This is a genomic window from Pseudogracilibacillus sp. ICA-222130, from assembly GCF_037892545.1.
GTDB lineage: Bacteria > Bacillota > Bacilli > Bacillales > Amphibacillaceae > Pseudogracilibacillus.
Genome location: NZ_JBBKBG010000013.1, coordinates 1 through 26,990, shown reverse-complemented (window position 1 = coordinate 26,990; position 26,990 = coordinate 1). Strand labels below are relative to the sequence as shown.

General features: G+C 36.9%; 30 protein-coding genes, 1 pseudogene and 1 riboswitch. Of the genes and pseudogenes, 6 read left to right on the top strand and 25 right to left on the bottom strand.

Annotated features, from left to right (window positions below; translation table 11 throughout):
* Positions 1–470 precede the first annotated feature (470 nt).
* From menB to WKT09_RS07230, 4 genes are all read right to left on the bottom strand, one after another.
* Complete coding sequence (gene menB / locus WKT09_RS07245; protein WP_340415403.1) at positions 471–1,286, bottom strand: 1,4-dihydroxy-2-naphthoyl-CoA synthase; 816 nt, start codon at positions 1,284–1,286, stop codon at positions 471–473.
* 124 nt (positions 1,287–1,410) lie between these two features.
* Positions 1,411–2,235, bottom strand: a complete 825-nt coding sequence (menH, locus tag WKT09_RS07240; protein WP_340415402.1) for a 2-succinyl-6-hydroxy-2,4-cyclohexadiene-1-carboxylate synthase — start codon at positions 2,233–2,235, stop codon at positions 1,411–1,413.
* Positions 2,225–3,958 (bottom strand): 2-succinyl-5-enolpyruvyl-6-hydroxy-3-cyclohexene-1-carboxylic-acid synthase, encoded by a 1,734-nt coding sequence (gene menD / locus WKT09_RS07235; RefSeq protein WP_340415401.1) that lies wholly within the window; start codon positions 3,956–3,958, stop codon positions 2,225–2,227. The genes menH and menD overlap by 11 nt, the downstream gene beginning before the upstream one ends.
* Positions 3,955–5,349 carry an isochorismate synthase gene (locus WKT09_RS07230; protein ID WP_340415400.1) on the bottom strand — a complete coding sequence of 465 codons (1,395 nt, stop codon included), beginning with the start codon at positions 5,347–5,349 and terminating at the stop codon, positions 3,955–3,957. Before WKT09_RS07230 ends, menD begins: the two co-directional genes overlap by 4 nt.
* 187 nt (positions 5,350–5,536) lie before the next feature.
* Between WKT09_RS07230 and WKT09_RS07225 the strand changes: the two genes are divergently transcribed.
* The 3 genes from WKT09_RS07225 to WKT09_RS07215 all read left to right on the top strand — a co-directional run bounded on the left by WKT09_RS07225 (position 5,537) and on the right by WKT09_RS07215 (position 7,722).
* Complete coding sequence (locus WKT09_RS07225) at positions 5,537–6,472, top strand: 1,4-dihydroxy-2-naphthoate polyprenyltransferase (RefSeq protein WP_340415399.1); 936 nt, start codon at positions 5,537–5,539, stop codon at positions 6,470–6,472.
* Positions 6,473–6,559: 87 nt separating this feature from the next.
* Positions 6,560–6,946 carry a hotdog fold thioesterase gene (locus tag WKT09_RS07220; protein WP_340415398.1) on the top strand — a complete coding sequence of 129 codons (387 nt, stop codon included), beginning with the start codon at positions 6,560–6,562 and terminating at the stop codon, positions 6,944–6,946.
* 8 nt (positions 6,947–6,954) lie between these two features.
* Positions 6,955–7,722, top strand: coding sequence for an NRDE family protein (locus WKT09_RS07215; RefSeq protein ID WP_340415397.1), 768 nt, complete (start codon positions 6,955–6,957; stop codon positions 7,720–7,722).
* 132 nt (positions 7,723–7,854) lie between these two features.
* Here WKT09_RS07215 and WKT09_RS07210 read toward each other — a convergent pair whose 3' ends face one another.
* Positions 7,855–8,442 carry an ECF transporter S component gene (locus WKT09_RS07210; protein WP_340415396.1) on the bottom strand — a complete coding sequence of 196 codons (588 nt, stop codon included), beginning with the start codon at positions 8,440–8,442 and terminating at the stop codon, positions 7,855–7,857.
* Between the two features lie 172 nt (positions 8,443–8,614).
* Positions 8,615–8,760: riboswitch (FMN riboswitch) on the bottom strand.
* 73 nt (positions 8,761–8,833) lie between these two features.
* Positions 8,834–9,295, bottom strand: coding sequence for a GNAT family N-acetyltransferase (locus WKT09_RS07205; protein ID WP_340415395.1), 462 nt, complete (start codon positions 9,293–9,295; stop codon positions 8,834–8,836).
* 131 nt (positions 9,296–9,426) lie between these two features.
* On the opposite strand from WKT09_RS07205, the gene WKT09_RS07200 reads away from it, so the two are divergent.
* Positions 9,427–9,969, top strand: coding sequence for a thioredoxin family protein (locus WKT09_RS07200; protein ID WP_340415394.1), 543 nt, complete (start codon positions 9,427–9,429; stop codon positions 9,967–9,969).
* A 921-nt stretch (positions 9,970–10,890) separates the two neighbouring features.
* Positions 10,891–12,093: an IS110 family transposase gene (locus WKT09_RS07195; RefSeq protein WP_340415393.1), complete on the top strand. Its 1,203-nt coding sequence runs from the start codon at positions 10,891–10,893 to the stop codon at positions 12,091–12,093.
* 482 nt (positions 12,094–12,575) lie between these two features.
* On the opposite strand, the gene WKT09_RS07190 is transcribed toward WKT09_RS07195, so the two are convergent.
* The 19 genes from WKT09_RS07190 to WKT09_RS07105 all read right to left on the bottom strand — a co-directional run bounded on the left by WKT09_RS07190 (position 12,576) and on the right by WKT09_RS07105 (position 26,209).
* On the bottom strand, positions 12,576–13,283 hold the full coding sequence (locus WKT09_RS07190) for a Crp/Fnr family transcriptional regulator (protein WP_340415392.1): 708 nt from the start codon (positions 13,281–13,283) through the stop codon (positions 12,576–12,578).
* A gap of 64 nt (positions 13,284–13,347) precedes the next feature.
* Positions 13,348–13,581, bottom strand: a complete 234-nt coding sequence (locus tag WKT09_RS07185; protein WP_026907428.1) for a heavy-metal-associated domain-containing protein — start codon at positions 13,579–13,581, stop codon at positions 13,348–13,350.
* Positions 13,582–13,646: 65 nt separating this feature from the next.
* Positions 13,647–13,946: an iron-sulfur cluster repair di-iron protein, ric gene (locus WKT09_RS07180; protein WP_340415391.1), complete on the bottom strand. Its 300-nt coding sequence runs from the start codon at positions 13,944–13,946 to the stop codon at positions 13,647–13,649.
* A 33-nt stretch (positions 13,947–13,979) separates the two neighbouring features.
* Entirely contained in the window at positions 13,980–14,213 is a 234-nt protein-coding gene (locus WKT09_RS07175; RefSeq protein ID WP_340415390.1) for a heavy-metal-associated domain-containing protein, read from the bottom strand.
* Between the two features lie 192 nt (positions 14,214–14,405).
* Positions 14,406–16,259 carry a heavy metal translocating P-type ATPase gene (locus WKT09_RS07170; protein ID WP_340415389.1) on the bottom strand — a complete coding sequence of 618 codons (1,854 nt, stop codon included), beginning with the start codon at positions 16,257–16,259 and terminating at the stop codon, positions 14,406–14,408.
* 344 nt (positions 16,260–16,603) lie between these two features.
* A complete protein-coding gene (locus WKT09_RS07165) occupies positions 16,604–16,804 on the bottom strand; it encodes a hypothetical protein (protein ID WP_340415388.1) in 201 nt (66 codons plus the stop codon).
* Positions 16,805–16,934: 130 nt separating this feature from the next.
* Positions 16,935–17,198 carry a hypothetical protein gene (locus WKT09_RS07160; RefSeq protein ID WP_245301612.1) on the bottom strand — a complete coding sequence of 88 codons (264 nt, stop codon included), beginning with the start codon at positions 17,196–17,198 and terminating at the stop codon, positions 16,935–16,937.
* Positions 17,199–17,302: 104 nt separating this feature from the next.
* On the bottom strand, positions 17,303–17,911 hold the full coding sequence (locus tag WKT09_RS07155; protein ID WP_340415387.1) for a transglutaminase-like domain-containing protein: 609 nt from the start codon (positions 17,909–17,911) through the stop codon (positions 17,303–17,305).
* A gap of 88 nt (positions 17,912–17,999) precedes the next feature.
* Positions 18,000–18,878: a putative RNA methyltransferase gene (locus WKT09_RS07150; RefSeq protein WP_122910653.1), complete on the bottom strand. Its 879-nt coding sequence runs from the start codon at positions 18,876–18,878 to the stop codon at positions 18,000–18,002.
* 111 nt (positions 18,879–18,989) lie between these two features.
* Positions 18,990–19,772, bottom strand: coding sequence for a class I SAM-dependent methyltransferase (locus tag WKT09_RS07145; protein WP_146938713.1), 783 nt, complete (start codon positions 19,770–19,772; stop codon positions 18,990–18,992).
* A gap of 108 nt (positions 19,773–19,880) precedes the next feature.
* Positions 19,881–20,210, bottom strand: a complete 330-nt coding sequence (locus WKT09_RS07140; protein ID WP_340415386.1) for a type II toxin-antitoxin system PemK/MazF family toxin — start codon at positions 20,208–20,210, stop codon at positions 19,881–19,883.
* Positions 20,200–20,370, bottom strand: coding sequence for a hypothetical protein (locus tag WKT09_RS07135; protein WP_336268295.1), 171 nt, complete (start codon positions 20,368–20,370; stop codon positions 20,200–20,202). The genes WKT09_RS07140 and WKT09_RS07135 overlap by 11 nt, the downstream gene beginning before the upstream one ends.
* Before the next feature lie 88 nt (positions 20,371–20,458).
* Complete coding sequence (locus WKT09_RS07130; protein WP_340415385.1) at positions 20,459–21,301, bottom strand: tyrosine-type recombinase/integrase; 843 nt, start codon at positions 21,299–21,301, stop codon at positions 20,459–20,461.
* Between the two features lie 158 nt (positions 21,302–21,459).
* Entirely contained in the window at positions 21,460–21,597 is a 138-nt protein-coding gene (locus tag WKT09_RS13805) for an LPXTG cell wall anchor domain-containing protein (RefSeq protein WP_445324002.1), read from the bottom strand.
* 306 nt (positions 21,598–21,903) lie between these two features.
* Positions 21,904–24,084, bottom strand: coding sequence for a heavy metal translocating P-type ATPase (locus WKT09_RS07125; RefSeq protein ID WP_340415384.1), 2,181 nt, complete (start codon positions 24,082–24,084; stop codon positions 21,904–21,906).
* Positions 24,077–24,442, bottom strand: coding sequence for an ArsR/SmtB family transcription factor (locus WKT09_RS07120; protein ID WP_340415383.1), 366 nt, complete (start codon positions 24,440–24,442; stop codon positions 24,077–24,079). The genes WKT09_RS07125 and WKT09_RS07120 overlap by 8 nt, the downstream gene beginning before the upstream one ends.
* A 282-nt stretch (positions 24,443–24,724) precedes the next feature.
* A complete protein-coding gene (gene def, locus WKT09_RS07115) occupies positions 24,725–25,306 on the bottom strand; it encodes a peptide deformylase (RefSeq protein WP_061184386.1) in 582 nt (193 codons plus the stop codon).
* Positions 25,299–25,490 (bottom strand): helix-turn-helix transcriptional regulator, encoded by a 192-nt coding sequence (locus tag WKT09_RS07110; protein WP_340415382.1) that lies wholly within the window; start codon positions 25,488–25,490, stop codon positions 25,299–25,301. Before WKT09_RS07110 ends, def begins: the two co-directional genes overlap by 8 nt.
* A 200-nt stretch (positions 25,491–25,690) precedes the next feature.
* Complete coding sequence (locus tag WKT09_RS07105) at positions 25,691–26,209, bottom strand: hypothetical protein (RefSeq protein ID WP_340415381.1); 519 nt, start codon at positions 26,207–26,209, stop codon at positions 25,691–25,693.
* A 351-nt stretch (positions 26,210–26,560) separates the two neighbouring features.
* Here WKT09_RS07105 and WKT09_RS07100 point away from each other — a divergent pair.
* Positions 26,561–26,907 (top strand): annotated as a pseudogene (locus tag WKT09_RS07100) (transposase); the annotation flags it as partial.
* Positions 26,908–26,990: the final 83 nt, after the last annotated feature.

Below are 26,990 nucleotides of genomic sequence, written 5' to 3'. Positions count from 1 at the left end.
AAATGCACGGGTGGCGAGGTGGCGCCTTGCGTCCCTGAGATTCTAATTTTCGCGATTTCAAGGACGGTAGAGCGGCCCAGCGTCCCTGAGATTTCAATTTTCCTGATTTCAAGGACGATAGAGCAGCCCAGCGTCCCTGAGATTCCGATTTTCGCGATTTCAAGGACGGTAGAACGACCCAGCGTCCCTGAGATTCCGATTTTCGCGATTTCAAGGACGGTAGAACGACCCAGCGTCCCTGAGATTCCGATTTTCGCGATTTCAAGGACGGTAGAACGACCCAGCGTCCCTGAGTTTCCAATTTTTCTGATTTCAAGGACGGTAGAGCAGTCCAGCGTCCCCGAGTTTCCATTTTTCCCGATTTCAGGGACGATAAAACAGCCCCCGCTCCCAATCCCAACATCTTAGAAACAAAATGAAACACGTACCAGCGAATGGTCGTGTTTCATTTTTTCTACGATGCTTACTTATTAAGGGAAACGAGGGAATTGATCGAAGTCTGGAGTGCGTTTTTCTTTAAACGCGTCGCGTCCTTCTTTTGCCTCGTCTGATGTGTAATATAATAATGTTGCGTCTCCACCCATTTGTTGCAATCCTGCTAAACCGTCTGTTGCAGCGTTGAATGAAGCTTTTAAGAAACGAAGTGCAGTAGGTGATTTCGCTAAAATTTCCTCACACCATTCTACTGTCGTTGCCTCTAATTGTTCTAATGGAACGACTTTGTTAACTAAGCCCATTTCATATGCCTCTGCAGCAGTGTACTGGCGACATAAGTACCAAATTTCACGAGCACGTTTTTGGCCAACCATTTCCGCTAATAGACCTGCACCATATCCAGCATCAAAGCTACCAACTTTTGGTCCAGTTTGTCCGAATGTTGCATTTTCGGAAGCGATTGTTAAATCACATACAACGTGTAACACGTGTCCGCCACCGATTGCGTACCCATTTACCATCGCGATAACTGGTTTAGGAATCGTACGGATTAAACGTTGTAAGTCTAATACGTTTAGACGAGGGATTTGATCTGTTCCAACGTATCCACCATGTCCACGGACAGATTGGTCTCCACCTGAACAAAATGCTTTGTCCCCTTCACCTGTTAAAATGATGACGCCAACACTTGCATCATCGCGAGCATCTGCAAATGCATCGATCATTTCACTTACTGTAAGTGGTGTGAACGCATTATGTTTTTCTGGACGGTTCATCGTAACTTTTGCGATGCCGTTTGCTTTTTCATATATAATTTCTTCATAATCTCTTACTTTTTCCCATTGTACCATTATGGACACCTCTTTATATATTTTTTAATAGAATAAATTGCCTCATTCGAATGCCAATCTCGCCTAAACGTAAATAATAGAGGACGGTCTCAGCAGCTATCTCACCTTTTCAAACAAAACGTATTCATTCTATTTTTGTTAACTGCTTCCATACTATTTTAGCAAATTTTTCAACTTGTTCAACATGCACACAATGTCCTGCCTGTGCTACGACAAAAAGTTCTCCACAAGAAAGGGAACGCTTCATTTTTTCATTTATATGGACGAATTTTTCATCTTGTGCGCCAACAATGAGCGTCACTGGCATGGCCATCGCCTCTAGCATGTCCCACCAAGGTTCTTGCACACCAGTTCCCATCGTTCGTAACGACATCGCGAGTCCTGCTTTTGATTGTGATAAACGTTCCGCGCGAATGGTTGCTCGTACCGCTTCCGGTAACGCTTTTTGCGTCGCAAATAATGGGATATTTTCCCACGCATCGACAAAAGCTTCCACCCCATTCGTTTCAATTTTCTTTGCTAAAACTTCATCCCTTTCAACTCGTGCCGTTCTTTCTGCTTCTGTCGCAAGTCCAGGTGATGCACTTTCTAAGAGGAGGGCACGCACTTTTTCAGGAAAAAATTGTGCAAACGACAATGCCGTTCTTCCTCCTAAAGAATAACCGAGCAAGATACACCTATGTACGTTCAGTTCCTCCAGCAATGCATGTAAGTCATTAGAAAATTGCTCCATCGTTCGACCTGTCGGGCAATTTGTTTTTCCATGTCCAGGCAAATCGATTCGGAGGACGGTAAACTGGTCGCGTAATGTTTCAGTGAGCAAATCCCACGTATGCATGGTCCCGGTAAAACCGTGCAATAAGACGAGCATATCACCTGTCCCTTCGATACGATAGCGATAAGTTGCATCCCCAACGGTAAAAAATTGATCCTCCTGCTTATTCGGCATCTTGCTCCACCTTTTGAACAATTTTTCCCCAAACATCCCGGTGCCATGCGACATTTTCAGCACGATCTGTCTGGACTTCAATGACAGATAAGCCCTTTATTTGTAAACTTTGCTCATACTGTTGAATGAATGCATCGACATCTTCGACAATGCTGTAAATACCTTCATACATATTGACCGCATAAGAGAAGTCAATGTGTAACGGCGTTCCGAATAATGTTTCAAAATGTTTCTCCTCTCTGGACTGAGGAAGAAACGAGAAGATACCTCCACCATTATTATTGATGACGACGATTGTAATGTCAATGTTATAATGTTTCGCCATCCATAAACTATTTAAATCATGATAAAAACTTAAATCCCCGATCAACAAAGTGACACGTTTTTTCGTGACAGCCGCCATCCCTAACGCGGTTGCGATTGTTCCATCAATGCCACTAACGCCACGATTCGCTTGTACGATAATATTTTTATCTGTTTGGAAGAAAAATGTATCGATATCTCGGACTGGCATACTGTTTGCTGTAAATAAAATACTATTATTCGGGATACAAGTCGCTAATGTACGTGCGGTAATTCCTTCTGTTAACGTCGTATCTTCCGCTTGTAAAAAATCTTTCGCCAATTGTTCCGTCACTTGCCATTTATGCAACCATGTACGATCTTCTTTTGCTTCCAAATAGTGCATCATATCTTCACAAAAGCGGACACTATTAGCGATAATATATTGTGTATCATCATTCGTCGGCTCGCGCACTTCTTCGCCTTCTTCGACGACAAACTGTGGCACATGACGATGTTCTGTCGTATAAAACATAAAATTCTTTGAAATCGGCATCGCACCAAAACGAAGAATATAATCAGGTTGAAAATCGGCTCGGATTTTTTCGGTACGTAAAACAGCATCATAGGTTGTCATGATGGTAGCTTTCTCATGTGCACCTGCACGAAGTTGTGACAATGGATCGGCCAAAATCGGAATGTTTAACAGTTCACTTAATGCGACGACTGCATCTGCTAACGTCATATCAAATTGTGGCCCACAAACGATGAGCCCACGCTCTTTTTCTTGCATCACTTTTGCTAATTGCATTAATTGTGTCGGCTCCAAACGTTTTTTACCAGTATGTAACACATTAAAACGTTCTTTTCGTTTGCCCCAAATATTGTCTAAAGAAAAATCAGGAACGAGTGGTTCACGAAACGGGAAATTTAAATGGACAGGTCCCGCCACAGGTCCTTCTGCAATACGATATGCACGCCCTGCTCGTTGTCTTACGTAATCAAGCATCATATCGGACCCTTCTGGTAAGGCCATTTCTTCAAACATTTTTACAAAATCGCCATACATCCCAACTTGATTAATCGTCTGGGATGCACCGATATGCCGTAATTCATGTGGTCGATCAGCTGTTAAGACGATGAGTGGTACACGTGCATACTTCGCCTCCACGATGGCTGGCATATAATTTGCCGCCGCTGTACCAGATGTACAAACGATCGCAACAGGTTTTTTCGTCTTCTTCGCAATCCCTAATGCAAAAAATGCAGCAGAACGTTCATCGATGACGACATATTCTTTTATTTTTTTATGTTCGCATAACATCATCGCTAGTGGCGTCGATCTTGACCCTGGCGAAATGACGACATGCGTTAGCCCGCTACGGAATAACTCATCGACAAAGTTACCAACATAGCGGGTTACATTTTCTATATGATTCATTCGTTATCCTCCAACACATTATACATTGGTAAAAATTTTACCCCTGTTTCTTCATATTCCATCTGTGGGTCTGAATCACGCATGACCCCACATCCAGCAAACAACGAAATTTCCTCCCCTTGCGCAAGTCCTGAACGAATGGCGACCGCAAATTCCCCATTATGATTCGAATCGACCCAACCGACTGGGGCACCATACCAACCACGGTCTAATCGTTCATGTTCCCGAATATACGTTAATGCCGCTTCTTTCGGTAAACCTCCGAGCGCTGGTGTCGGGTGCAATTTTGCTACCGTATTAAAAATCGATTTGTTCGCTTTTAATGTTGCTGTCACTGGTGTAAACAAATGGTGTAAATTCCGTAATGTCCATACAGTCGGTTCATTCGGAATATGTACCGTTTCACAATCATCCTCGATACTATCACGAATCATTTGGACGACATAATGATGTTCTTCACGGTTTTTCGGGTCTTCTAATAAATCTTGTGCAATTTGTTTATCTTCTGCTTCTGTTTTGCCACGTGGTGCCGTTCCTGCAAGACATGTCGATAAAAGCTCGTCCCCTTCTACTTGAACGAGTCTTTCTGGTGTGGCACCAATGAAGCAATTGTCTTCCTCTTTTTCAAATGCAAACACATAACTATTCGGCTGTGTTTCCATTAAACGATGTAACATCCATGCGATATTTGCACGTTGATTTAACTGCACGCGCATTTCACGAGCGAGCACAATTTTTTTCGCTTCGCCGCTTTTAATTGCATCGACTGCTTCTTGCACAGACTGTTTCCACTCATTCGGTGCAATCTCTTTTTCGGCAACGATTTTTTGTCCTGACACTTTCTTTAAGGATGCCGGTTGTAAATATTGCTTCATTTCCTCTATTCGAAGTAACACTTCTGCAATATCTGTCGTTTCATTCATTTCTATTTGAAATGTTACATAGTAGTTATTTTCATGATGTACGACCGTCATTTCAGGAACCATTAGCGCACTCGTTTCGTACTTTTCCCATAAAGTCGTTCGGTTTTTCTTTGGGTCAAAATCCATCCCACCAAGTGCAATTGCCCCTGTTCCAACTGTTTCATAAGGATCGTAAATAATGGCCTCTTGTACAAAAGTCTCCCACTGTTGTTGCAATGCATGAATTTGATCATCTGATGCGATAATCGTCTTTGTCGTTCCAATTCCTACGATGGAAAAATCTTTTTTTCCATTCGTCCAAAATTGACGTTGTTTTCCTTTATTTTTTGCAGCATTAAACACATCGATCATGACGACTGGCGCAATTTTTTCAGACCAGCTAATGAACAATCTTTTACTTGCTTGTACTGCTTTTTCTTTCGTTTTATATAAAAAGGACTGTAACGTTTTTTCCTGTAAATCAATCATTACGATACCTCCAATAATACGTAGCATTTTCGCTACTCTTCTATTTTATGCTTATTTTGATAGATTCTCAAGAAAATGGACTGTTTTTCATTGTTTTCATTCCATAAAATTGACATGTCGTTGTCCATTCCATAAGATAAATAAGGAGTATGTTTTTTTATGGAGAAAAAGAAGGAGATTTATTCAAATGGCACATGATAAAACGATGATCAAAGAAGTGTTAAATGAACGAGATGGATTTCAAGTTTGGTGGCGTTTATTACGTCCCCACACCTTAACAGCCTCGTTTATTCCTGTCTTTGTCGGAACGGTTTTTGCCTATGTGGAACAAGAAACGTTTCACCTATTATTATTTTTAGCGATGTTACTCGCATCAATTTTAATACAAGCGGCGACAAATATGTTCAATGAATATTATGATTTCGTTCGTGGATTAGATAATGAAAAATCGGTCGGGATTGGTGGGACCATCGTCCGGGATGGGGTACAACCAAAAACGGTCTTACGTTTAGCGTTCACCTTTTATGGAATTGCATTTATATTAGGTATCTATATTTGTTATGCTTCAAGCTGGTGGATTGCGTTAATCGGGGCAGTGTCGATGGTGATCGGTTATTTATATACAGGTGGGCCTATTCCCATTGCGTACACTCCGTTTGGGGAATTTTTTGCCGGTGGACTGATGGGTACTGTCATGATCGCGATCAGTTATTTTATCCAAGCTGGTACAGTGACAAAAGAGATGATTTTTGTTTCCCTTCCTGTTGCGATTTTAATCGGAGCGATTTTAATGGCAAACAATATTCGTGACCTTGAAAATGATAAAATTAGTGGACGAAAAACATTAGCGATTTTACTCGGAAGAAAAGGTGCGATTACGATGCAAGCAATTTTCTTCCTTAGTGCATATGTCATTACGATGTTGTTAATCATCGTTGGGACATTGCCGATTTGGTCGCTCATCGTTTTATTAAGTGTTCCGAAAGCTGTACAAGTAATTAAAGGATTCGCTGAAAATACTACACCGCTAGAAATGATGCCCGCCATGGCAAATACTGGAAAAACGAATACGATGTATGGATTTTTATTAGGCATTTCCATTTTTATTTCTATTTTTGTGTAATACATTAATCCAAACGGAGAGGCTTTCATGATATAATAGCATGAAAGCTTCTCTATTTTTATATTAATTTCATTGGGGGATGGTACAATGTTTAAGGAAAATAAATTAATGGAAGCATTAGGGATTGAAGTAGTAACAACAGAAAAAGACCGTGTCGTCATGACGATGCCTGTCGATGAACGAACACATCAACCAATGGGGTATTTACACGGTGGTGCAAGTGTATTATTAGCCGAAACTGCGGCAAGTATTGGTGGCTTTTTAAATGTCGACCAAGAAGAAGAAGGTGTTTTTGGTGTCGAAATTAATGCGAATCATTTAAAAAGCAAACGGGAAGGAGTTGTAACAGCAACTGCCACACCGATACATATTGGGCGTACGACACAAGTATGGAACATCGACATTCGCGATGAACAGAATGCCAAAGTTTGTATTTCCCGTTGTACCATTGGCGTCGTCAAAAGAAGAAAGTAGGATGTTCTATGTGTATTATTAGTTTTCATCAAGGAAATCATCCAACCTACAAACTGATCGTCATCGCAAACCGAGATGAATTTTATAATCGGCCAACAGCTGCCGCTAATTGGTGGGAGGACCATCCCCAATTACTCGCTGGTCGTGATTTACGTGCAGGTGGTACGTGGATGGCGTTGACGAAAGACGGCAGGTTTGCCGCCCTAACGAACTACCGAGATATGGCGAATGAACATCCAGACCGAAAAACACGTGGCGAAATCGTCCCATCCTTTGTATTAGGTGATGATTCACCGGAAGACTTTTTAGAAAAATTGCATCAAGATCGCGCGCAATATAACGGTTTTAATGTCCTCGTTGGATCTGTAGACAAGCTGATGTATTATGCGAACCGCCAAGGTGAAATCACATCGGTTGCTCCTGGCACCCATACCGTAAGCAATGCGTTTTTAAACACACCGTGGCCAAAAGTGGAGCGTGCTCGCACGATGTTAGAGGAATATGTACATTCGGTGGACATTATCGATGTAGAAGTCTTATTCGAGCAACTCGCTATGATGGAACGAGCACCAGATGATGCGTTGCCACATACGGGGATTCCGCTAGAATTGGAGCGTGCCCTCTCTTCTATCTTTATTAAAACAGATGGTTATGGTACGAGGGCTTCTACTGTTCTTCTCGTCACACATCAGCATGATGTCACATGGATCGAACGAACGTTTGAGCGTGGAATATACAAAAATGAAGTAACCTTTACGTTTAAATTGGAACATTAAGTTGGAATGATTCACCCTACGGCATGTCTAATAGATGTGCCGTAGGGTTGTCTGTTGGGACGATTGAAACCCATATAAAAATGGTGTCAGTAGCATCTCACTACTAACACCATATCGTGTACATTTTTTATATTAAGCAGCGCTCGTTGGCACTTTTTTCTTTTCAATCCATTCTTTCAACTTAAAGAATAAAGGGACGAATAAAATACTTACGATAACCCCTTTAATGAAGTTGAATGGTAATACCCCACCAATCACAGCAATCCATTTAGCAGTATCTGTAAATCCAACACCGACAAACATGCCGTATGCAGGTAAAATGATGAAGTAATTTAAAATCGTCATCACAACTGCCATGACTACTGTCCCGATAGTTAATCCGAGGATAATCGAGTTGATGCCACTATATTTACGGTATAAATAAGCAACTGGGAATACGTATAACGTACCAGCGATAAAGTTTGCCACGACACCAATAGGATCTGTTGCCCCTTTTGCAACGAAATACATAAGGTTTTTCAAAAATACAACGAGTACCCCTGCAGCTGGTGAGAAAATCATCCCTGCAATTAATGCTGGAATATCACTAAAATCAACCTTTAAATAAGGTGGTAATAGTGGTAATGGAAAACTAATAAAAAATAATACGAGTGACATCGTAGCTAACAACGACAAAACAACTAATTTCAATAACTTTGATGAACTTTGTGACTTTTGCATCTGCTTTCTTCTCCCCTTCATTTTTCTATCGATTCAAAACTTTAATGAAGGAAGAAGCTATATTTCACTTCCCTTTTGCAAATAAAAAACCCTAAAACAGCTGTCGTTTTAGGGCATTAATATATAGGGAAATAAGCGCATATACAATTAACGTATATTGCACAAATCATAGCTTCATCTTCTCCCATCCAGACTGTACTGTCGGCTCTGGAATTACACCAGATCAGCCACTATATTATATATAGCAGGTCACGGGCTTAAAGTTTATACAAACTTTTTACCGTCGGTCGGGAATTTCACCCTGCCCCGAAGAATCGATATGTAATTGTATATCTATCATAAAACAATTGTTTAAAAATTGCAACAGACAAACACTCAAATACATGATGGACTAATTTAATTGTTTTTCCATCACGACGATCGGCAATGCACCATGTTCTTTTTCTACATCTTCTTCCCCGATGATGACGTAGCCAACACTTTCATACAATGCAATGTTTTTCGGTTCTGATTTTCTTACTTTACAACGAATTGCTGGAAGGTGTAACCGTTTTGCTTCCTTTTCTAAAAACGCTAAAATCTTTTTTGCAATGCCCTTCCCTTGCATCTTTGGCAACACACTGAGACGTCTAAAATATAAATAGTCCTTTTTTAATACACAACGCACCATTCCAACACGCTCATTCTTTTCAACATAAAAAAAGGCTAATTCCCCGTTTTGTAAATCCTTCCGTACAGATGCTACTGTTTCCTGTAGCGCACTTGTTGGAAATGGATCATGCTTATAGCGTGAAAATGCTGCCGTCATGATGGCATGTACATCTTTTGCATCGGCTACTGTTGCAACTTCCATGTCGACTTCCCCCGAATATTTTTTCTTTTATCATACGAAAAAAATGGTGCACAAGCAAACACGACACATCTTTACGTTTGTATCTATTTACAGTACACTAGCATTAATCATATAAAAAGGAGCGAACAGTAATGAATTTAAATAATTGGTTTGAAAAAGGACAAACAACAGCACAATATATGGCAGACTTAGCAGATTTAAAAGATGGCTTCATGCAAATTTATGAAAACTTTCAAGTACCCGAAAAAGATATCGAAGCACTTCAAGCAAAACAAACAACACGTGTAATCGTACTTGGGGAAGTGTGGTGTGGCCATTGTATGTTAGATATTCCAATTTTATTCCGTACTTTAGAAAAAGCGAATATTCCAGTTCGTGTATTGCCACGTGATTCTCACTTAGAATTAATGGATCAATATTTAACAAACGAAAAACGAATTATCCCTATTTTTATTTTCTTAGATGAAGCTGGAAATGAATTAGGCACATGGGGTCCAATGGCACCAGAAGTTGAGAAATATGCAAATAGTTTTAAGAAAAATTTTCCACCAAAAGAAGACCCTGCATATGAGGCTGCATTTAAGGAATACGCGACAGAATCACGTAAAAGATTCACTACGGACGAGGACTTATGGCATACTGTTTACGAAGACATTGTTCATGCGATGAAATAAAATGTAATTTTTTTCAAAAAATATGTTTATAAATGTTTAGGGGGGGTATACTTATGAATGTAAGACTTTCTCGTATTCCCCCTGTAAAATTATGCTTACCTTTAACGGGTTTTAAAATCTGTTAATCGTTGATGTATCAACGGTTGTAAGCATAATTCTTTTTTTGTCTTTTTTATTTAAACACTTTAAAATATATTAATTTGGGGCAAGATTGGGGCAAGTATATGTTAGGGGATAAAGGCTGTTACCTTAGTAGGTAATTGCTTTTTTGTAAAAGGAAAAAATATTCACAATCACTATTGTTGTTTCAATTGATGTATGCATTAAATTTATCTGAAATGTTTTTTTTGCTTTCTTATTATACCTTTTATATTATGTGATACCTATTATGAGCTTTAGGATACATAAGCAAACCCGAACTAATTATGAAAAAATAATAAAAGTCATCATGGAAATCAATCTCGATTAGAACTATAACTGGTGGCCGTTTATGGATAGAAAGAAATAAGTTGTATTAAGTAACTAGGAATACTGTTATATCAATAGATTTAGCGTTTCTTTTAAAATGGCTCTGTTAAAGTTCAATGTTGTTTTATTATAAAAAAACTAGGAACTTCCATTTATCGGAAGTTCCTTTGTTATATATGTTTCCTTATGCAACAATCGCGCCCGATCGTATTATAAGGTTAGCCAGTCATTTCTGGTTGACCTATTTTTTATAGGTTTTATGATTAAGGTAGCCGGGGTAGGACGTTCGCGCCCGTGGGACATCGATCCCGTCCGCTATACTGTCCACCCTCTCCTTGTAGAAACATGTTTGAGGCTGGTTGGGACACAGATCCCGTATAACAAGCGAAGCTATGACACTACGAGTGATAAAGAGGCGAACCGGCAAATATATTAAAAGGAGTGTGTTTGTATATGGACCCTGTAATTGGCTTGGATGTTGCGAAAGGCGAAAGCCAAGTTCAAGCTTTTTTACAAAGGAAAGAGACTTATAAGCAAAGTTTTAAATTTACACACGATTTACCAGGGCTTCAATCATTTCATAGCTTTTATCAAGAGTTAGAACAGATTTCAGGTCAGCCTCCGGCTATTATCTTTGAATCTACTGGACACTATCATGAGCCAGTTCTTCATTTCCTTGAGGATAATGATATAGCGTATTATTTGGTTAATCCAGTGATTTCCTTCGAAGCTAGGAAAACTAATTTACGTCAAGTAAAAACGGATAAAGCTGATGCGTATCATTTAGGCGAGCTTTACTACAAAGAAGATCTAGAAATCTATCAAAAGAAAACTGAAAAGGCCCTTAATTTGCGTCTTTTAACAAGGCAGCACAGTGCTTTAACTGATAGTTATGTCCAGATAAAACTTCAATTTCAAGTGGCCCTGGATCAAGTATTCCCAGAGTACCACACTGTTTTTAGTGATTTATATGGCAAGCTATCCTTAAACACTTTATTGAATTATCCTACGGCTTTGGACGTCCATAAAATCACTGATGAGAAGCTGGCTGAAGGGATGCGTCAATTTGGTGCTAAGCGTTCACATGAATGGTTTTTAGACAAAGCACAACAGTTAAAACTGGCGGCAAAACGCAATCCTTTCCAGTCTCAAATTAGCCATGGACAACTTATCAGTTTGCGTATGTATATTCAGATGCTTTTTCAATATCAAGAGCATCTATCAAAATTATTAAAAGAAATCAGCGTTTTAGCCAAGTCATTTGAGGAATATAGATTGATCCAATCCGTGCCTGGTATCGGAGATAAGATTGCAGCAACAATCCTCTCTGAAATTGGCGATATTAACCAATTTGAGAACCCTAAAAAGGTAGTAGCCTATGCAGGTTTGGATCCATCTGTTTTTGAATCTGGTAAGTTTAAAGCCTCTATTAATCGGATTACGAAAAGAGGTTCATCAAGATTAAGACAAACGCTTTACACGGCTGTCCAATGTGGTTTAGCCAAAGATCGAAATAAAAAGCTCATGGCTTTTTATGAACGTAAAAGAAACGAAGGTAAACCACACAAAGTTGCTATTATCGCTTGTGCGAACAAGCTTGTTCATTGGCTATATGCCATGTTAAAACGTCAAGAAGTCTTTGTAGATCAAGTGTAATTAACTTTATCTCTTTACGTTTTTTTCCTTTAAATGAAAAGGCTTATTTAGTATGCCTAATTTTAGTGTAACATGCTTTAAAGAACTTTTTAAGCCTTAATTCTTGACAGCTATTAGCTGGTATTGTGGAAGATGGTTATTTAACTAAAGCCCCCGTTACTTTAAGTACACTAATTCACAATCCAAATTATAATTTTAACATAAATTTCCAATTACTTAGTTATTTATCAGAGGAATTAGCTTAGTTATTAGGGGGTGTTTTGCTAATGAATTATGCAGTTGACACAAGTTTATGTCGTCTTGGTAAAATAAGTGCCAAATAAGTAGCCATTTCTCTTTCTTTTTGTAGATAAACATTGTTAAATCAACAAAAATTAGCAATCCATTTTATATGCTAATTGGATTGCTAAAAGGTTTGTTATTTTATGTTTTGTACTATTAAACTTAACACGTTAGATGATGGCACGCTACTCTGCTTATATTTATTCAGTATGAAGTAACAATTGATCTAAATCCATTATTTTAATTTTCTTTTTCGGTAACTGTTTAATCAATCCAAGTTCTTCTAGAGTAGTAAATTTACGGCTGATTGTTTCTGGTGTGGTACCAAGATACGAGGCTAAATCCTTTTTGGACATTGGTAAGATAATCGTTGGACTATCGCCACTTCCCTTTTCAACATTCTCAGCTAAAAAGGATATAATGCGGGTTTCTACATTTTCAATCGCTACTTGTGTGGTTTGTTTTTCAGAAGCCTTTAAACGCATCGTTACTTCTGACAGTATTTTTAATGAGATCTGCGGATATTCCACCAAATACTTCTGTAAATCACCTCGTTTAATTAAACAAATAGATGTATTTTGTAGTGCTTCCGCATAATTCTCATGAATACTTCCAGGTTGGAAAATGGCGACTTCACCTGTAAAATCACCAGGATTTAAAATGCGAACAAGTTGTTCTTTTCCAGAATCCGATAAGCGGTAAATCCGAGCCTTACCTGAATTGATAATATATAAGGTATCATCTTCCTCATCTGCACGGAATAACATTTCCTCTTTTTTAAGATGAAGTATCTTGGCAGATTCCGCAATCAAATCCATTTGTGAGTCTTCCAAATGGTTGAAAATGGGAACAATACGAATACATTCTGCATGTCCATGTTGGTGATGACAACATTGGTTTTGTTCCAAAATAACCTCTCCCTTTTATAAAAAGCCTAAGAGGGCATCCTAGGCTTCCTTTCTATTCACTCGATTAAGCAGGTTTTACCTTTGATTTGACAACAGGATATCCTAAGTCTTCAATTGCCTTTTCGATATCGTTAATAGCGACTGCTTCTGAATCAAAATCTACTTTTACTTTACTTGCATTGAACATTACTTTCAAGCTATCTTGATTCACACCGTTTATTCCTTTCACCGCATTTTCAATCTTTTGGAGACAAGATGGGCAAGATAAGGTTTCTAATTGAATCGTTGCTTTTTGCATAAATCATTTCCCCCTTCATTTTTTAACGACCGTAAACCAATCTATTCTTTTGTTTTTGAGTTACTTTAAGCATGATATGCTTTATCTACTTCTGATAACATCTCGAATGTGCCTGCATACGTTTCACATACATCTCCAGGAATGGTGTAGTTGTCTGTGATTTTTCGTAATTGAGCAAATTCAGCATCTAAGTCAGGTTTGTTCGTACCTGCGTCTTTTACTTTTCCACTAATTGTTTCAAACAATTCACGTACTTCAAAGGCTTCTGGGTGATTCTTACCATGGGCCCGTGTAATTGCAGTGGTGTATAAATCCAGTTTTTCAAAATGGTTTGTTATTACTTCGTTAAATGTTTGTTCAGACATTATTCGTTCCCTCTTTCTTGTGATTTTTTGGTCTTAGGCCGATTTTACTTTTGATTTGACGACTGGATATCCTAAGTCTTCAATAGCTTTTTCGATATCGTTAATGGTGATCGTTTCTGAATCAAAATCTACTTTTACTTTACTAGCATTAAATAATACTTTTAAGCTATCTTGATTAACCCCGTTTAATCCTTTCACCGCATTTTCAATCTTTTGCATACAAGATGGACAAGATAATGTTTCTAATTGAATAACTCCTTTTTTCATGAATTATTTCTCCTTTCATCTTATCTTTGATTTTTTTGTTTTCCCTCTTCTTTTTTACAATTTAAGTATAGTTCAGGTTCAACGAAATGAAATTGATGCAAATCAAGTTTTAAGAAAAAGTAGGGGAGTATTTTGTTCTTCCTACCTGAATACTTCCCCTTTATCATTCATCAAGACTGGTTTCTATTAAAATTATTCTCTCAAACGGTATCGAAGCAATCTCATACCATTCAAGATGACTACTAAGATACTTGCTTCATGAACCAACATCCCGATTGACATATTCATCCATTCACTAAATAGTAGGCTGGCAAGTAAGACTAATACCACACCAACTGCTATGATAATGTTCTGTTTCATGTTTCTTGAAGTTGATTTTGTTAAGCCTAATGCGTGTGGTAAACGACTAAAGTCAGAATTCATTAAAACAACATCTGATGTTTCAATTGCAACATCTGTTCCACTTCCCATGGCGATTCCGATATCTGCTAAGGCTAGTGAAGGACTATCATTCACTCCGTCACCGACAAAGGCAATGATCCCGCCTTCTGCTTGCATTTTTTCGATATAAGCAGATTTTCCTTCCGGTAGCATATGACCATGTGCTTCTGTTAACCCAAGTTCTCGAGCAACTAAATCTACGGTTCCTTGGTTGTCCCCAGAAAGAACGACAAGGTTTTTGACCCCTAGTTTTTTCAGTTTTTGAAGATCTTTTTTAACACCTGGACGGATTTGATCCCGAATACCCATCAGAACGTTTAATTCTCCGTCGACCGCAGTTAACACAAGAGAATTCCCATTTTTCTCAAAGCGTTCGACGTCTTTTTTAGCTTTTTCGCTTAATTTCACATTTTCCTTTTCCATTAAAGCTACGTTACCAACGGCTATACGATGAACACCTATTTTTGCTACAATTCCGCCACCTTTAACGACTTCGGTTTCTTCAACAGTAGAGAAAGTTGTCTCGCCAATATCCTGTAGGACAGCTTTCGCTAGTGGGTGGTCCGATTCACGCTCCACACTTGCTAAATATCCTAGAACCTCTTCAGTATTTTTTCCGTAAAATTCTTTTTCGGCAACTTCAGGGTTTCCTACTGTCAATGTTCCTGTTTTATCAAAAACGATAGTATCTACTCTGCTAAAGTCATTGATAACTTCACTACCTTTTAGGAGGACACCATTACGTGCACCGTTTCCGATACCGGCAACGTTGGATACAGGTACCCCGATAACTAATGCACCTGGACATCCTAAAACAAGAATCGTGATAGCTAGTTCAATATCTTTTGAGAAAAACCAAACAATAAAACCAAGGACTAACACAGCTGGTGTATAGTATTTTGAGAATCGGTCAATGAAACGTTCTGCTTCTGATTTGGAATCCTGTGCCTCTTCCACTAATTCGATAATTCTACCAAATGTTGTATCTTCTCCAACACGATCAGCTCGAATTTGGATTGTTCCATTTTCTAAGATAGATCCTGCAAATACTTCAGAATCAACCTTTTTACTTACAGGTAGAGATTCTCCAGTAATACTTGCTTCATTAATGTGACCTTCACCAATTAACACTGTTCCATCTACCGGAACTTTTGCACCCGTTTTAACTAATAAAATATCACCTTCGTCTACATCATCGACATCTACTTCTTCAAATTCTCCGTTTTCCATTTGCTTTAAAGCACTTTCTGGTGCCAGCTCTGTTAATTCTTTAATGGCAGAACGTGTTTTGTTCAAGGTACGTTGCTCCAAGTAAGAACCAAATAAGAATAAGAAAGTAACGATGGCTGATTCCTCATAATTTTTAATCAATACTGCCCCAATAACTGCAATGGTAACTAAAACATCAATACTGACAACTTTTACTTTTAATGCCTGATAGGCTTGAATCGCAATTGGTGCTACACCAAGAATAGATGCAATGATGAGCGACCAATTGAAAATGGCCATGTTGTCTAAGGAAAATCGTCCGAAGAATGCAAGTGCAATCAAAATTGCACTGATCAGTGTAATGGAATTCTTTTTACTTAATATATATCTTTGCATGTTGATTCCCTCCAATTTCATTTTCATTTGTATTCCTTGTTGATGACTCTAGTATAGGATGTTTCTATGAAATAAAAATTGATTCGAATCAAGTTCTATTGTAAAAGTGAAAAATTATAAAAGAAGAGCATAACAAAACCAACTGTTTTACGGAATAACTCTTATATATTATCGAACATACAATCACAAAAATTCATTATATTGTACATTCTTTATTCAGCAGGCTTTAGAAAAGCATTATAAACAGCAAACTAAACCGCTCGGAAAATATTCTGAGCGTTTTTATCTTAATATTTAATTTTTCTTCCTCAACTAAACTGCCCGATTTGTGAGCAAAAGCTATCTTATTCTTCGATATTTATTAATTCCGCTTTAACTATTTGATATTTCGTTAATTCAACCGTTTGACCATCTTCATTTTCTACAGGAATAAAATCCGTTGTAATACCTGAGTATCTACTGCTAATTGCCCCTTCGATTCTTACATTTTTAAACTGCTCTCCAGTTGATACTGTAATGTTGTATACGTGTATCTTTTTCGCCATAATAACCTCTCCTCGTTTTAAAGTCTTTTGCCCCTTAATCTAATTTAGATTTAGTATCAACTCCTCCACAATCTGGCCCGATTCTGGAACACCATTATGCAATTATCGCGCCCGATTCAGGAACAATCTTTTACGGTTCACTAATTCCTACAGCAAGCAACAGGAAATATGCGAAAACCAACACTGCACCATTCAGAACAATTCCTGTTATAACAAACCATAGTTTTCTAGATACTATGGCAAAAATAATTCCAAGTACGGAAAGCACCGTAAACACGCTAATGCCCAATGTCAAATTCGCGTTAGGTCCTCTAATTATAAAGAAAAAGATTACACTTATTATTACGGTCAATATAGATAAGAATCCTAATATACTTTTTGTTCTTTTGTTCAAAATTGAACCCTCCATTCCATTAGTAATTTTTCAACAATCTGGCCCGATTCTGGAACACCATTATGCAATTATCACGCCCGTTAGTATAATAATTAATACGATCCTTATAAGTACTCTGGTAAGTGATATTTATACATTTCAAGTGCATTAGTATGTGCTTCCAAAGTTGAAATTGTTTTGGAGTGAGGTTCCACATAAATGATTGGATAATCTTTTTCATCGAGTTCCTCCTGAACTGTAAAAGCTAACTTCTCTTCATCAGTTGAGAATTGAGCGTCAATACCAAGTTTATTACCACGAGCATCAAACCGAATCCATTTATTAATCGATTCCAAAAAAACTGCATTTAATGCGTGAATACAATAACCTTTTTCAGGAGTATCAAATAACATCAATCGTTGATAACAAAACCCTGTTGGGATTCCTTCTGAACGTAGAAGAGCAGCTAAAACATTTGATTTTGCATAGCAAATACCTTCTCCCTTAGATAAAACTTCAGATGCATTGCATGTAACTTGTGTGCTTTGAATGTCCCACGAATGATGTATTTCATCTCTTACAAATTCAAAAGCTACTTTTGCCTTTTCAATATCTGTTTGCGATGAATTAAAGAGTTCATATACTTTTGCTTGAATCACTGAATTAGAGAAATCAACTGCATCTAGTTCAGTTAGGTATTCATTCAAATCATTGCTCTCACAAATCAATTCCATATCCTATATCTCCTTCCTACCTTAATTCAATTATCTGGCCCTATTCATCAATAACTCTTATTCCAGAAATGCGCCCGATTGAGGTAAATTAAGACGTACTTTTTACACCAATCAAAATATCCAAATCAACAGTTATTCCAGTAGAATCTAAATTTAAAAATGAATCAATCTGTTCTTTTTCTGCATTCCAAGCTAGTGGAGACATTTGAATAAGGTTCAATAATTCTGTTTGCTCTAATTCCTTAAAATAACTAAACCTGAAATTATTTACTAACTGGAAGTTTTGTTTAAATAGCGATATGGTTTCTCCATTGGTGTAGGCTTTTTTATCACTGTTCGTAAAAATTACCTCTCGCAATTCTTTGAGATAATTAGGACGAGGTACAATTTTCACTATGATACCTTCAGGAGCCAGAACTCTTTTGAACTCCATATAATTAGCAGGTGATAGGATATTCAAAACCACGTGACTTGACTGATCAGTTAGAGGAATATTCGCCAAATCACCAACAAGCCAAATCGGATTATGATAATTTTTAGAAGCCATTATAATGCCTTCTTTTGCAATATCTAATCCAATCCCAGTGATTGCCCTATCGCGACATTCATTTATAATTTTTTGTAAATGTGAACCCTCGCCACTTCCTGCGTCGAAAATAATAGTTGGGTAATGGAATTCGTCTAAATGCTTACCAATTATTTCTGAAACTTTCTTGTGTAATGAGGAGTATAAGTTACTTTCCATAATTATTTTTTGTCTAGCTTCAAATAAATTTTTATCATAATGTTGATTGGAGGGGCGAGTTAACATATTGACATAGCCCTGTTTTGCAAAGTCAAATGTATGGTTATTCGAACAGATGAGGCTTTTAAAATCAACGACTTTCATTGAACGATGACAAATCGGACATCTAAATATGTCCACTATCTCACTTACCACTTTTGCACTTTTTTCTTTATTGGTCATACCATCTTTCCCTTTCTACAAATCAATACATCCTTTGAACCTTATTCCGTTAAATGGCCCGATTCTGGAACATCATTATGCAATTATCGCGCCCGTTAATGGAACACAGCTTCAAATATTCTTTAGTTTTATTGCTCTTGTAGCAATAAATGTTTTAATGTACTTATCTAAAATTCTTGTGCCGCCAAAATCATCTTCATAAAAACCTGAAATCACAAAGCCAGCATCAATCTGCCCTTGGATTTGGTCTTCTAAAGTATGAGCATATTCTATGGTGTTGTTTGATTTGATATAATCTTGAATTTCATCCTTGGGCAAATAATCTAATGTCGATGAAGGTATGGAATTTTTAACATCAAGGATGCCTTTTCTTTCCTGATTATCATCAAAAATCCATAGTAATGGATTAGTAAATCCAGCAATTAAAATACCTTTATTTTTTAATACCCTCGATATTTCATTCCATACAGGTTTAACGTCCTTGACAAACAAATTGGAAACTGGATTAACAACAACATCAAAATATTCATCCCCGAAATCACTTAGGTCTGACATATCACCCTGTACCGTTCTTAAAGTTAATCCATCACGTTCTGCCACGATTTCATCTTGTTCTAATTGCTTTTTAGAAATATCGGTAACGGTTACATCTGCTCCAGCAGCAGCCAAAATAGGTCCTTGTTGACCACCACCAGATGCCAAGCATAATATCTTTAATCCATCTATAACTTCTGGAAACCAATCTCTTGGTACTGACTTTTCTGTTGTAACAGAAATCTCCCATTTACCAGTTTTGCTTTTTTCAATAGTTTCACTACTCACTCGTTGAGTATATCTAGAACCTTCATCAACTTTCTTATCCCAAGCATCACTATTATGTTTTATTAAATCCATTATTTTTCTCCCCCAATAGTAAAGAAACTAACCTTCTTAACATATCTGTTTTAGTTTAAGTTCTTCTCAACAATCATTTGGCCCTATTGTTGAATTAATAACTAAACATTAAAATAACTTTCTACACATATTTAATACGTTTTCAAGATCATGGTTATGTAATTCTCCCAAATAACGTTTCAATTCTGTGCCATGAATGGAAGTAATTTTGGAAGTATGTACAACAGACGGTTTTAATAATCCAGCCTCTTCCCAATACTCTAAGACAATGTCAAATTGATTTCTTGGTTTCTGACTAGTAACTGGTGCAACAATAACATCTATATCCAAAGCTAATTCGTTTCCAACAATAACAACAGGGCGCTGTTTAGTTTGCCGTGTACCTTTAAATACAACATCTGCCAACCAAACTTCACCCTGCTTCTTTTTACTGCTCATTGTATATATCATCCTCTTCGTTATCCCACCAAGTATAGTTTTCCCCCAATAAAATAACGTCCTCGGTCATATATTTTTCTTTAATTTTATCAAGTACCTTTTTACGTTCTTGTTCACTTAACATGTCAATTTCTTTTATGATTTTATCAGGAATAGACATATAAGTCACCTCCGTTACTCTATCTACTTATTATACCTTATTTTTTCGGTAACATAAATGTTCAATTTGATTTAACCTAAAAAATACGTTAAAAATATTTACTATAAAAGTCATGTCTTAATTTCCCACTAAGATGCGCATAGATCCTTGTTATTTCACTTTTTTCATGACCAAGAAGACTTTGAATTATGTCAAGTGGAGCGCCATTATCAACCATATGCGTTGCATAACTGTGACGTAATTGGTGAGGATGAATTGTTTTTTTGATTCCAGCTCGATTAGAAATACGTTTAATAATGTATCTAAGCGAATCTATGCTCATTCGTCTTTTAGGGTTACGTTCTGTGACAAATAAACAGGGCTCATCATCATCACGCTTTTCCAAATATCTTTGTAACCAAATTGCACAGCGAATATTAAAATAAACTTCCCTTTCCTTATCACCTTTCCCGTGCACGATGACGGAGTTCTCCATGAAATTAATATCTTCTCTGTTTAACTTTGCAACTTCTCCAATTCTGCAGCCAGTTGAATAAAAAAACTCAAACAAAGCATTCTCCATCGGTGTATGACACCCTTCACGTAGATGTTCAATTTCATACTTGGAAAGAAATTTCAGAATACGCTGTCCTAACTTAGGTTCTTTTAACTTCGCTGCTGGATTTTTCAGAATATATCCTTCTTCATGTATCGACTTAAAAAGCGATTTAATGAAACGGATGCGATGACCCAAACTAGAAGGTTTCAAATGTCCGCCTGACTCAATTAGATACTGCTTTAATTTTTCAGTTGTAAATTCATCTATTTTAATATCACCTAAATAACGCTTTAGTAGTTTGTATTGAAAACTATACATCTTCAAAGTGAGAGGGGAATAGCCCTCGATCTTTTTATCAGACTGGTACCTCTCCCATGCTTCCGATAACAACATAATTTCACGCTCCATATTATGAATCAATTATCTTGATTCCAGTATAGACACAATGAAAAACGTTTATTCAACAATCGAAATGTAAAGTTATGTAGTGGCAAACGCTCTATAACAGAAATAGGCACAACCCTAATTAAAGAATGGTGCCTGTTTGTCAGCTACTTGCTAAACAATCTGCGCCCGTTAACTTTATAAAAAATTATCCTAGAGATGTTATTTTTCTTTTTTGATTTCCCAAATAAGCCTAATGCAGCTGCTATGGCAATACCTATAGCAACCCAGACGCTTGTACCCATCGTTTCCGTCCCCCCCTTGTCTTATCCATCTATTATTTTCTGCCCAATCAGTTGGGTTCTGCAATTCTTTCAAAGTAGTGCTCCATATAACCATCAAAACGGACCAGTTAAGCAAGAATCGGTGCAGTTTTTATTCCATTCTTGCGCCCGATTGCGGAAGACCGATTGTTTATCTTACATGATTTGTTTTGGGATAAGGACTTTTTCTTCAAATTGAAAAGCCCTTAAATTATGCACCCCTATATAGATATACTAAAAAGTTATTCGCAAGCGTGATTTTATTGTTCTGTTTTAAACCTCTTAAACCTATTCATCTTCATCCACGCGCATAAGCCTTAAACCATTTAGTGCTACTAAAAGAGTTGCACCCATATCCGAGAGAATAGCAATCCAAAGTGTTAACCAGCCCGGAATGACTAGTAATAAGGCAATAAATTTAATAGCAATTGCAAAAGTAATGTTAGCTTTAATTATATTTAAAGCTTTTCGACTAAGTTTTACAGTGAACGGAAGTTTTCTCAAATCGTCTCCCATTAAAGCGACGTCTGCTGTTTCCAAAGCCGTGTCTGTACCAGCTCCACCCATTGCAATACCCACTGTTGAGGCCGCCAATGCAGGTGCATCATTGACACCATCTCCTACCATAGCTACGTTTCCGTATTCGGATCTTAATTGTTTTATATAGTCTAATTTGTCCTGAGGCATCAGATTAGCTCGGATATCAGATACCCCAACATCACTGCCTATTGCATTCGCAGTACCTTTGTTATCACCTGTGAGCATAATAGTCTTTTTAATGCCAAGTTGATGTAACTTTTGAATAATTTCCTTACTTGATTCACGAACTTCATCAGCAACTGCAATAATTCCAAGAATTTCTTTTTCAGTTCCAATAATCATGGCTGTTTTACCTTGGTTTTGAAGAGTAGTAACGTTTTGTTCTAGGTCTTTATCGAAATCAGTAGTCAACAATTCTTTAAAGAGTTTCGGGCTACCGATGTAATAAGTCATTCCGTTTACAATACCTTTGATTCCCTTACCTGTAATAGAAGAGAAATCCTCAACAAGCATATCAGAATATGAAATATTTTCTTCTTCTTCTGCTTTTTTCATGATGGCCGAAGCAAGAGGATGCTGGGAACGATATTCTAATGCAGTGATGATTGCCAATAATTCTTTTTCATTCATTTGATTATTGAATACAGTAAAATCAGTTACAACTGGAACACCTTTTGTTAATGTCCCTGTTTTATCGAATGCGATTGCCTTTAAGGCACCCATTTCTTCTAAATACACCCCACCTTTAATAAGAACGCCTTTTTTCGCAGCATTCCCAATTGCTGAAACGATAGAAATCGGAGTCGATATGACCAACGCACAAGGACAACCAACAACTAGAACAGCTAATCCTTGATAGATCCATGTTTCCCAACTGCCACCAAAGAGTAAAGGAGGGGCTACAACGACTAATGCTGCAATGATCATAATGATCGGTGTGTAATATTTCGCGAATTTATCGACAAATGCTTGCGCTGGAGCACGTTCTCCTTGTGCTTCCTCTACAAGATGAATAATTTTAGAAATTGTTGTATCTTCTACAAGTTTTGTTATTTTTACTTCAAGTAATCCTTCTTCGTTTAAAGTACCTGCAAATACTTCATCATCAACCGTTTTTCCAACGGGTACTGATTCACCTGTAATCGCTGCTTGGTTGACAGCAGAGTAGCCATTTACGACTACACCATCCATCGCAATCTTTTCACCAGGCTTTACAATCATGATATCCCCAACAGCAATATCATCGACATGAATCATCATTTCTTGCCCATTACGTCTAACGAGTGCTTCTTTAGGGGCGATACCCATAAGAGAACGAATCGAATTTCTTGCCCGATCCATGGAGAATCGTTCAAGCTCTTCACTGATAGCAAAGAGAATGACAACAAGAGCAACTTCACCCCATTCACCAATAATGGCTCCACCTATAACAGCTACTGTCATAAGGGTTCTCATGTCAAATTCAAAGCGTAATAAGTTTTGCAAACCTACTTTAAAAAGCGACAATCCACCTACCACCATTGATGCTAAAAATAATAGGGTTGTAAGAAGATTCTCTTCTCCATTTACAAAGTAAGAGAGATAACCGAAAACAAGGAACGAAGTTGAATAAAGCAGTGTACTATACTTTTTATAAAATGGAACTTTTTCTTCTTTCGTATCATCAGTTGCCTCTTGCGAAACATTGTGGGCAGACTTTTCAGGAGTTACTTTAAGATTCTCAAATGCACCGGCTTTTTCTAGTTCTTCAATTGTTGCATGACCGTAGACAGAAATTTTAGACGCACCAAAATTTACTGTTGCATCCTCAACGCCAGAAAGCTGTTTTACATTATTTTCAAATTTCCCTGCACAGTTTGCACAGGTAAATCCTTGAACGCGATATGTTTTCATTTCTTGTTCAGATAATTTAGCTTGTTGATCAGACATTTACTTGCACCTCTTTCATATGCGTTAATCCGATAACAAATAACTGTTCAACATGCTCATCATCAAGCGAATAAAATGACAATTTACCTTCTTTTCTAAATTTCACAACTCCTTGCTTATGGAGTGTGCGTAAGTGGTGGGAAGCATTTGCAACCGTGACACCAATAATATTTGCTATATCACAAACACATAACTCTTCACCTTTATACAAAGCAAAGGTAATTTTTGCCCTATTTTCATCAGCAATAGCCTTAAATAATTGGGCAACACTAAAAATGTCTTCTTTTTCTAGTTCTCCTTGTATTCGATTAACTTTTTCTTCGTCATAACAATAAATTTCACAAGAATCTTTATTCATTTTCTCACTCCTTTTTCATTCAAGCTTACACTTGAATATAGTGTAACCATTTTACGTTTATCATTCAAGCGAATAGTTGAATGAAAATAAAAAGAAGAATCGGGGTACGTAATCCGATTCTTCTACATAAATACGTAAAAACTCTCCTCGACAAAATGGCCCGATTCTGGAACACCATTATGCAATTATCGCGCCCTTTTCTGGAAGAACTTAAATATCATTTATCTAAATGAAATCCTAGGTCTTGAAATGAGAGTCCTATTTTAGTGTATTTTTAACCAATTAATACAAACTTTCTACAGGAACATGATCCGGTAGTTTAAATGGATTTTCTTTGTTCATACGATCATAAAACATAACACCGTTTAAATGATCTATTTCATGTTGGATAACTATTGAACCATATCCCTTAAATTTGTATACTACTTCTTTCCCCGTTATGTCATACGCTTTTACCTTAATTCGTTCATATCTCGGTACATATCCCTTAACTTCTCTATCCACTGAAAGGCAACCTTCACCTTCAGGTAGATAAACCATATTAACAGAATGACTAATTATTTTTGGGTTAATCAACATATATTCATGATCTTCATTCTTGTCATCCTTAAAAAGTGCAGCAAACATACATTTATCAAGGCCAATTTGATTAGCAGATAATCCTGAACCAGGACGTAATTTGTATTTCCTTGAGATAGTTGGGTTTTGGCTATTTTTTAAATATTGAAGCATACATAATAATGCTTCTTTATCTTCCTCAGATACAGGAGTATTAACTTCGAGCGTCTTTATTTGTAATACTTCAGCCCCTTCTTTTACTATATCTTTCATCGTAATCATGTAATTTGAATGATATTTACTCATAAATAAACACCTCATCTACTTTCTTATTTAAAACTTTTGCAATTTTAAAAGCTAATTCTAGAGTAGGGTCATACTTATCATTTTCAATACAATTAATCGTTTGTCTTACCACTCCACATTCCTTAGCAAGAGTTTCTTGTGTAATTCCTAATTTTTTTCGTAATACTTTAATTTTATTTTTCAAATTATCACCACATTTGTCTAAAGTATTGGACATATATATTGTATAATAATAATAAAAAATGTCCAGTATATTGGACATTTTAATTAACATTCTTATTAAAATTATACAAATTTGACCCTACCCTATCTTCCGTAATATGGCCCAATTCTGGCACAGCGATTCTTCAACAACTGCGTCCGTTAACGGAAGATGAAACTTTTCTATTTAACGAAATTTAATGTCTTTTTGTAGAGCAAAGAAATGTGGTAAAACAATAAAGATGGTAGGGCACTAACTTTGAAAATACTTAATATAAACCATTCGTTAATACTTCCATCAATTAGTAATATAATTCCAAAAAACAATCCAACAATTAATAAGCCACCCACCAAATATGTTAGGAATCCAATAATGTACTTTAGAAGTATGCTACAATAATGAACATTATTTAGATATATGTCTGCAAAAAAGGAATAGAGCCCTCCACAAATTAAAAATACAGGCAACGAATACATAAAATATACCACAAATAGACTTCCAAAAGAGAAGTATCCAACATTGACTTCTTGTTCTTCAACTGGTGTATATTGCAAATACGCTAATAGTAGAGAAAACAACAGGGCAGAAAGCAACGCTGTAATGGCTTTTTCCAAGAGAATAGCACCTTTATTTTTTACTTGGCTATTAAGTATCAAAAAATAACCTATTATTGAAATAGCTATAAAAATAACACCAATCATAATGTTCCTTCTCCCTTTAAAAATCCCAACTTAATTTAGTAAGATAATACATAACCAAGTTTCAACACAGGTTATTCGATTAAATGGCCTGATTCAGATACAGTGCTTATTCAACAATTACGCCCTTATCGAATATAATTTTGAAGGTACTTTAAAAGTTTCTTACTGATAAATTGCTAAGACTTCTAAAGTAACCATATCTTCTTCACTCTTGGTGTTTTCAATACCCTTATCATACATTTGTCTTCTTATAGTTCTATTTAAGGAAAATATGGATAGGCTACACTTAATTAGACAGTTTCATTAAGGTCATATAAACTTGATTCAACAGAAATCGGAGGAGAATCAATAATGACTAAAAGAAAAAGAAGAACGTTTACGAAAGAGTTTAAAGAACAGGTTGTCAAACTACACGCTACTGGAAAGCCAAGAAATGAAATTATCAAAGAATATGATCTAACGCCTTCTGCTTTTGATAAATGGGTTCGCCAGCATAATGGATCTGGTTCGTTTGAAGAGAGGGACAATCGCACACCAGAACAGGAAGAACTAATTAAGCTTCGCAAAGAAAACCAACGTTTAGCAATGGAAAATGATATTTTAAAGCAAGCCGCGCTGATAATGGGACGAAAGTAGATGTGATTCGAAATAACGCTCACAAATACTCTATATCAGCAATGTGCGAAGTCCTTCAACTCTAACAACAACAGACTTTAACAGAGCCTTTAAAATACTACTATGCATTTAACCGCATTAAAAAGCATTGATTTGCGGGAGAAAT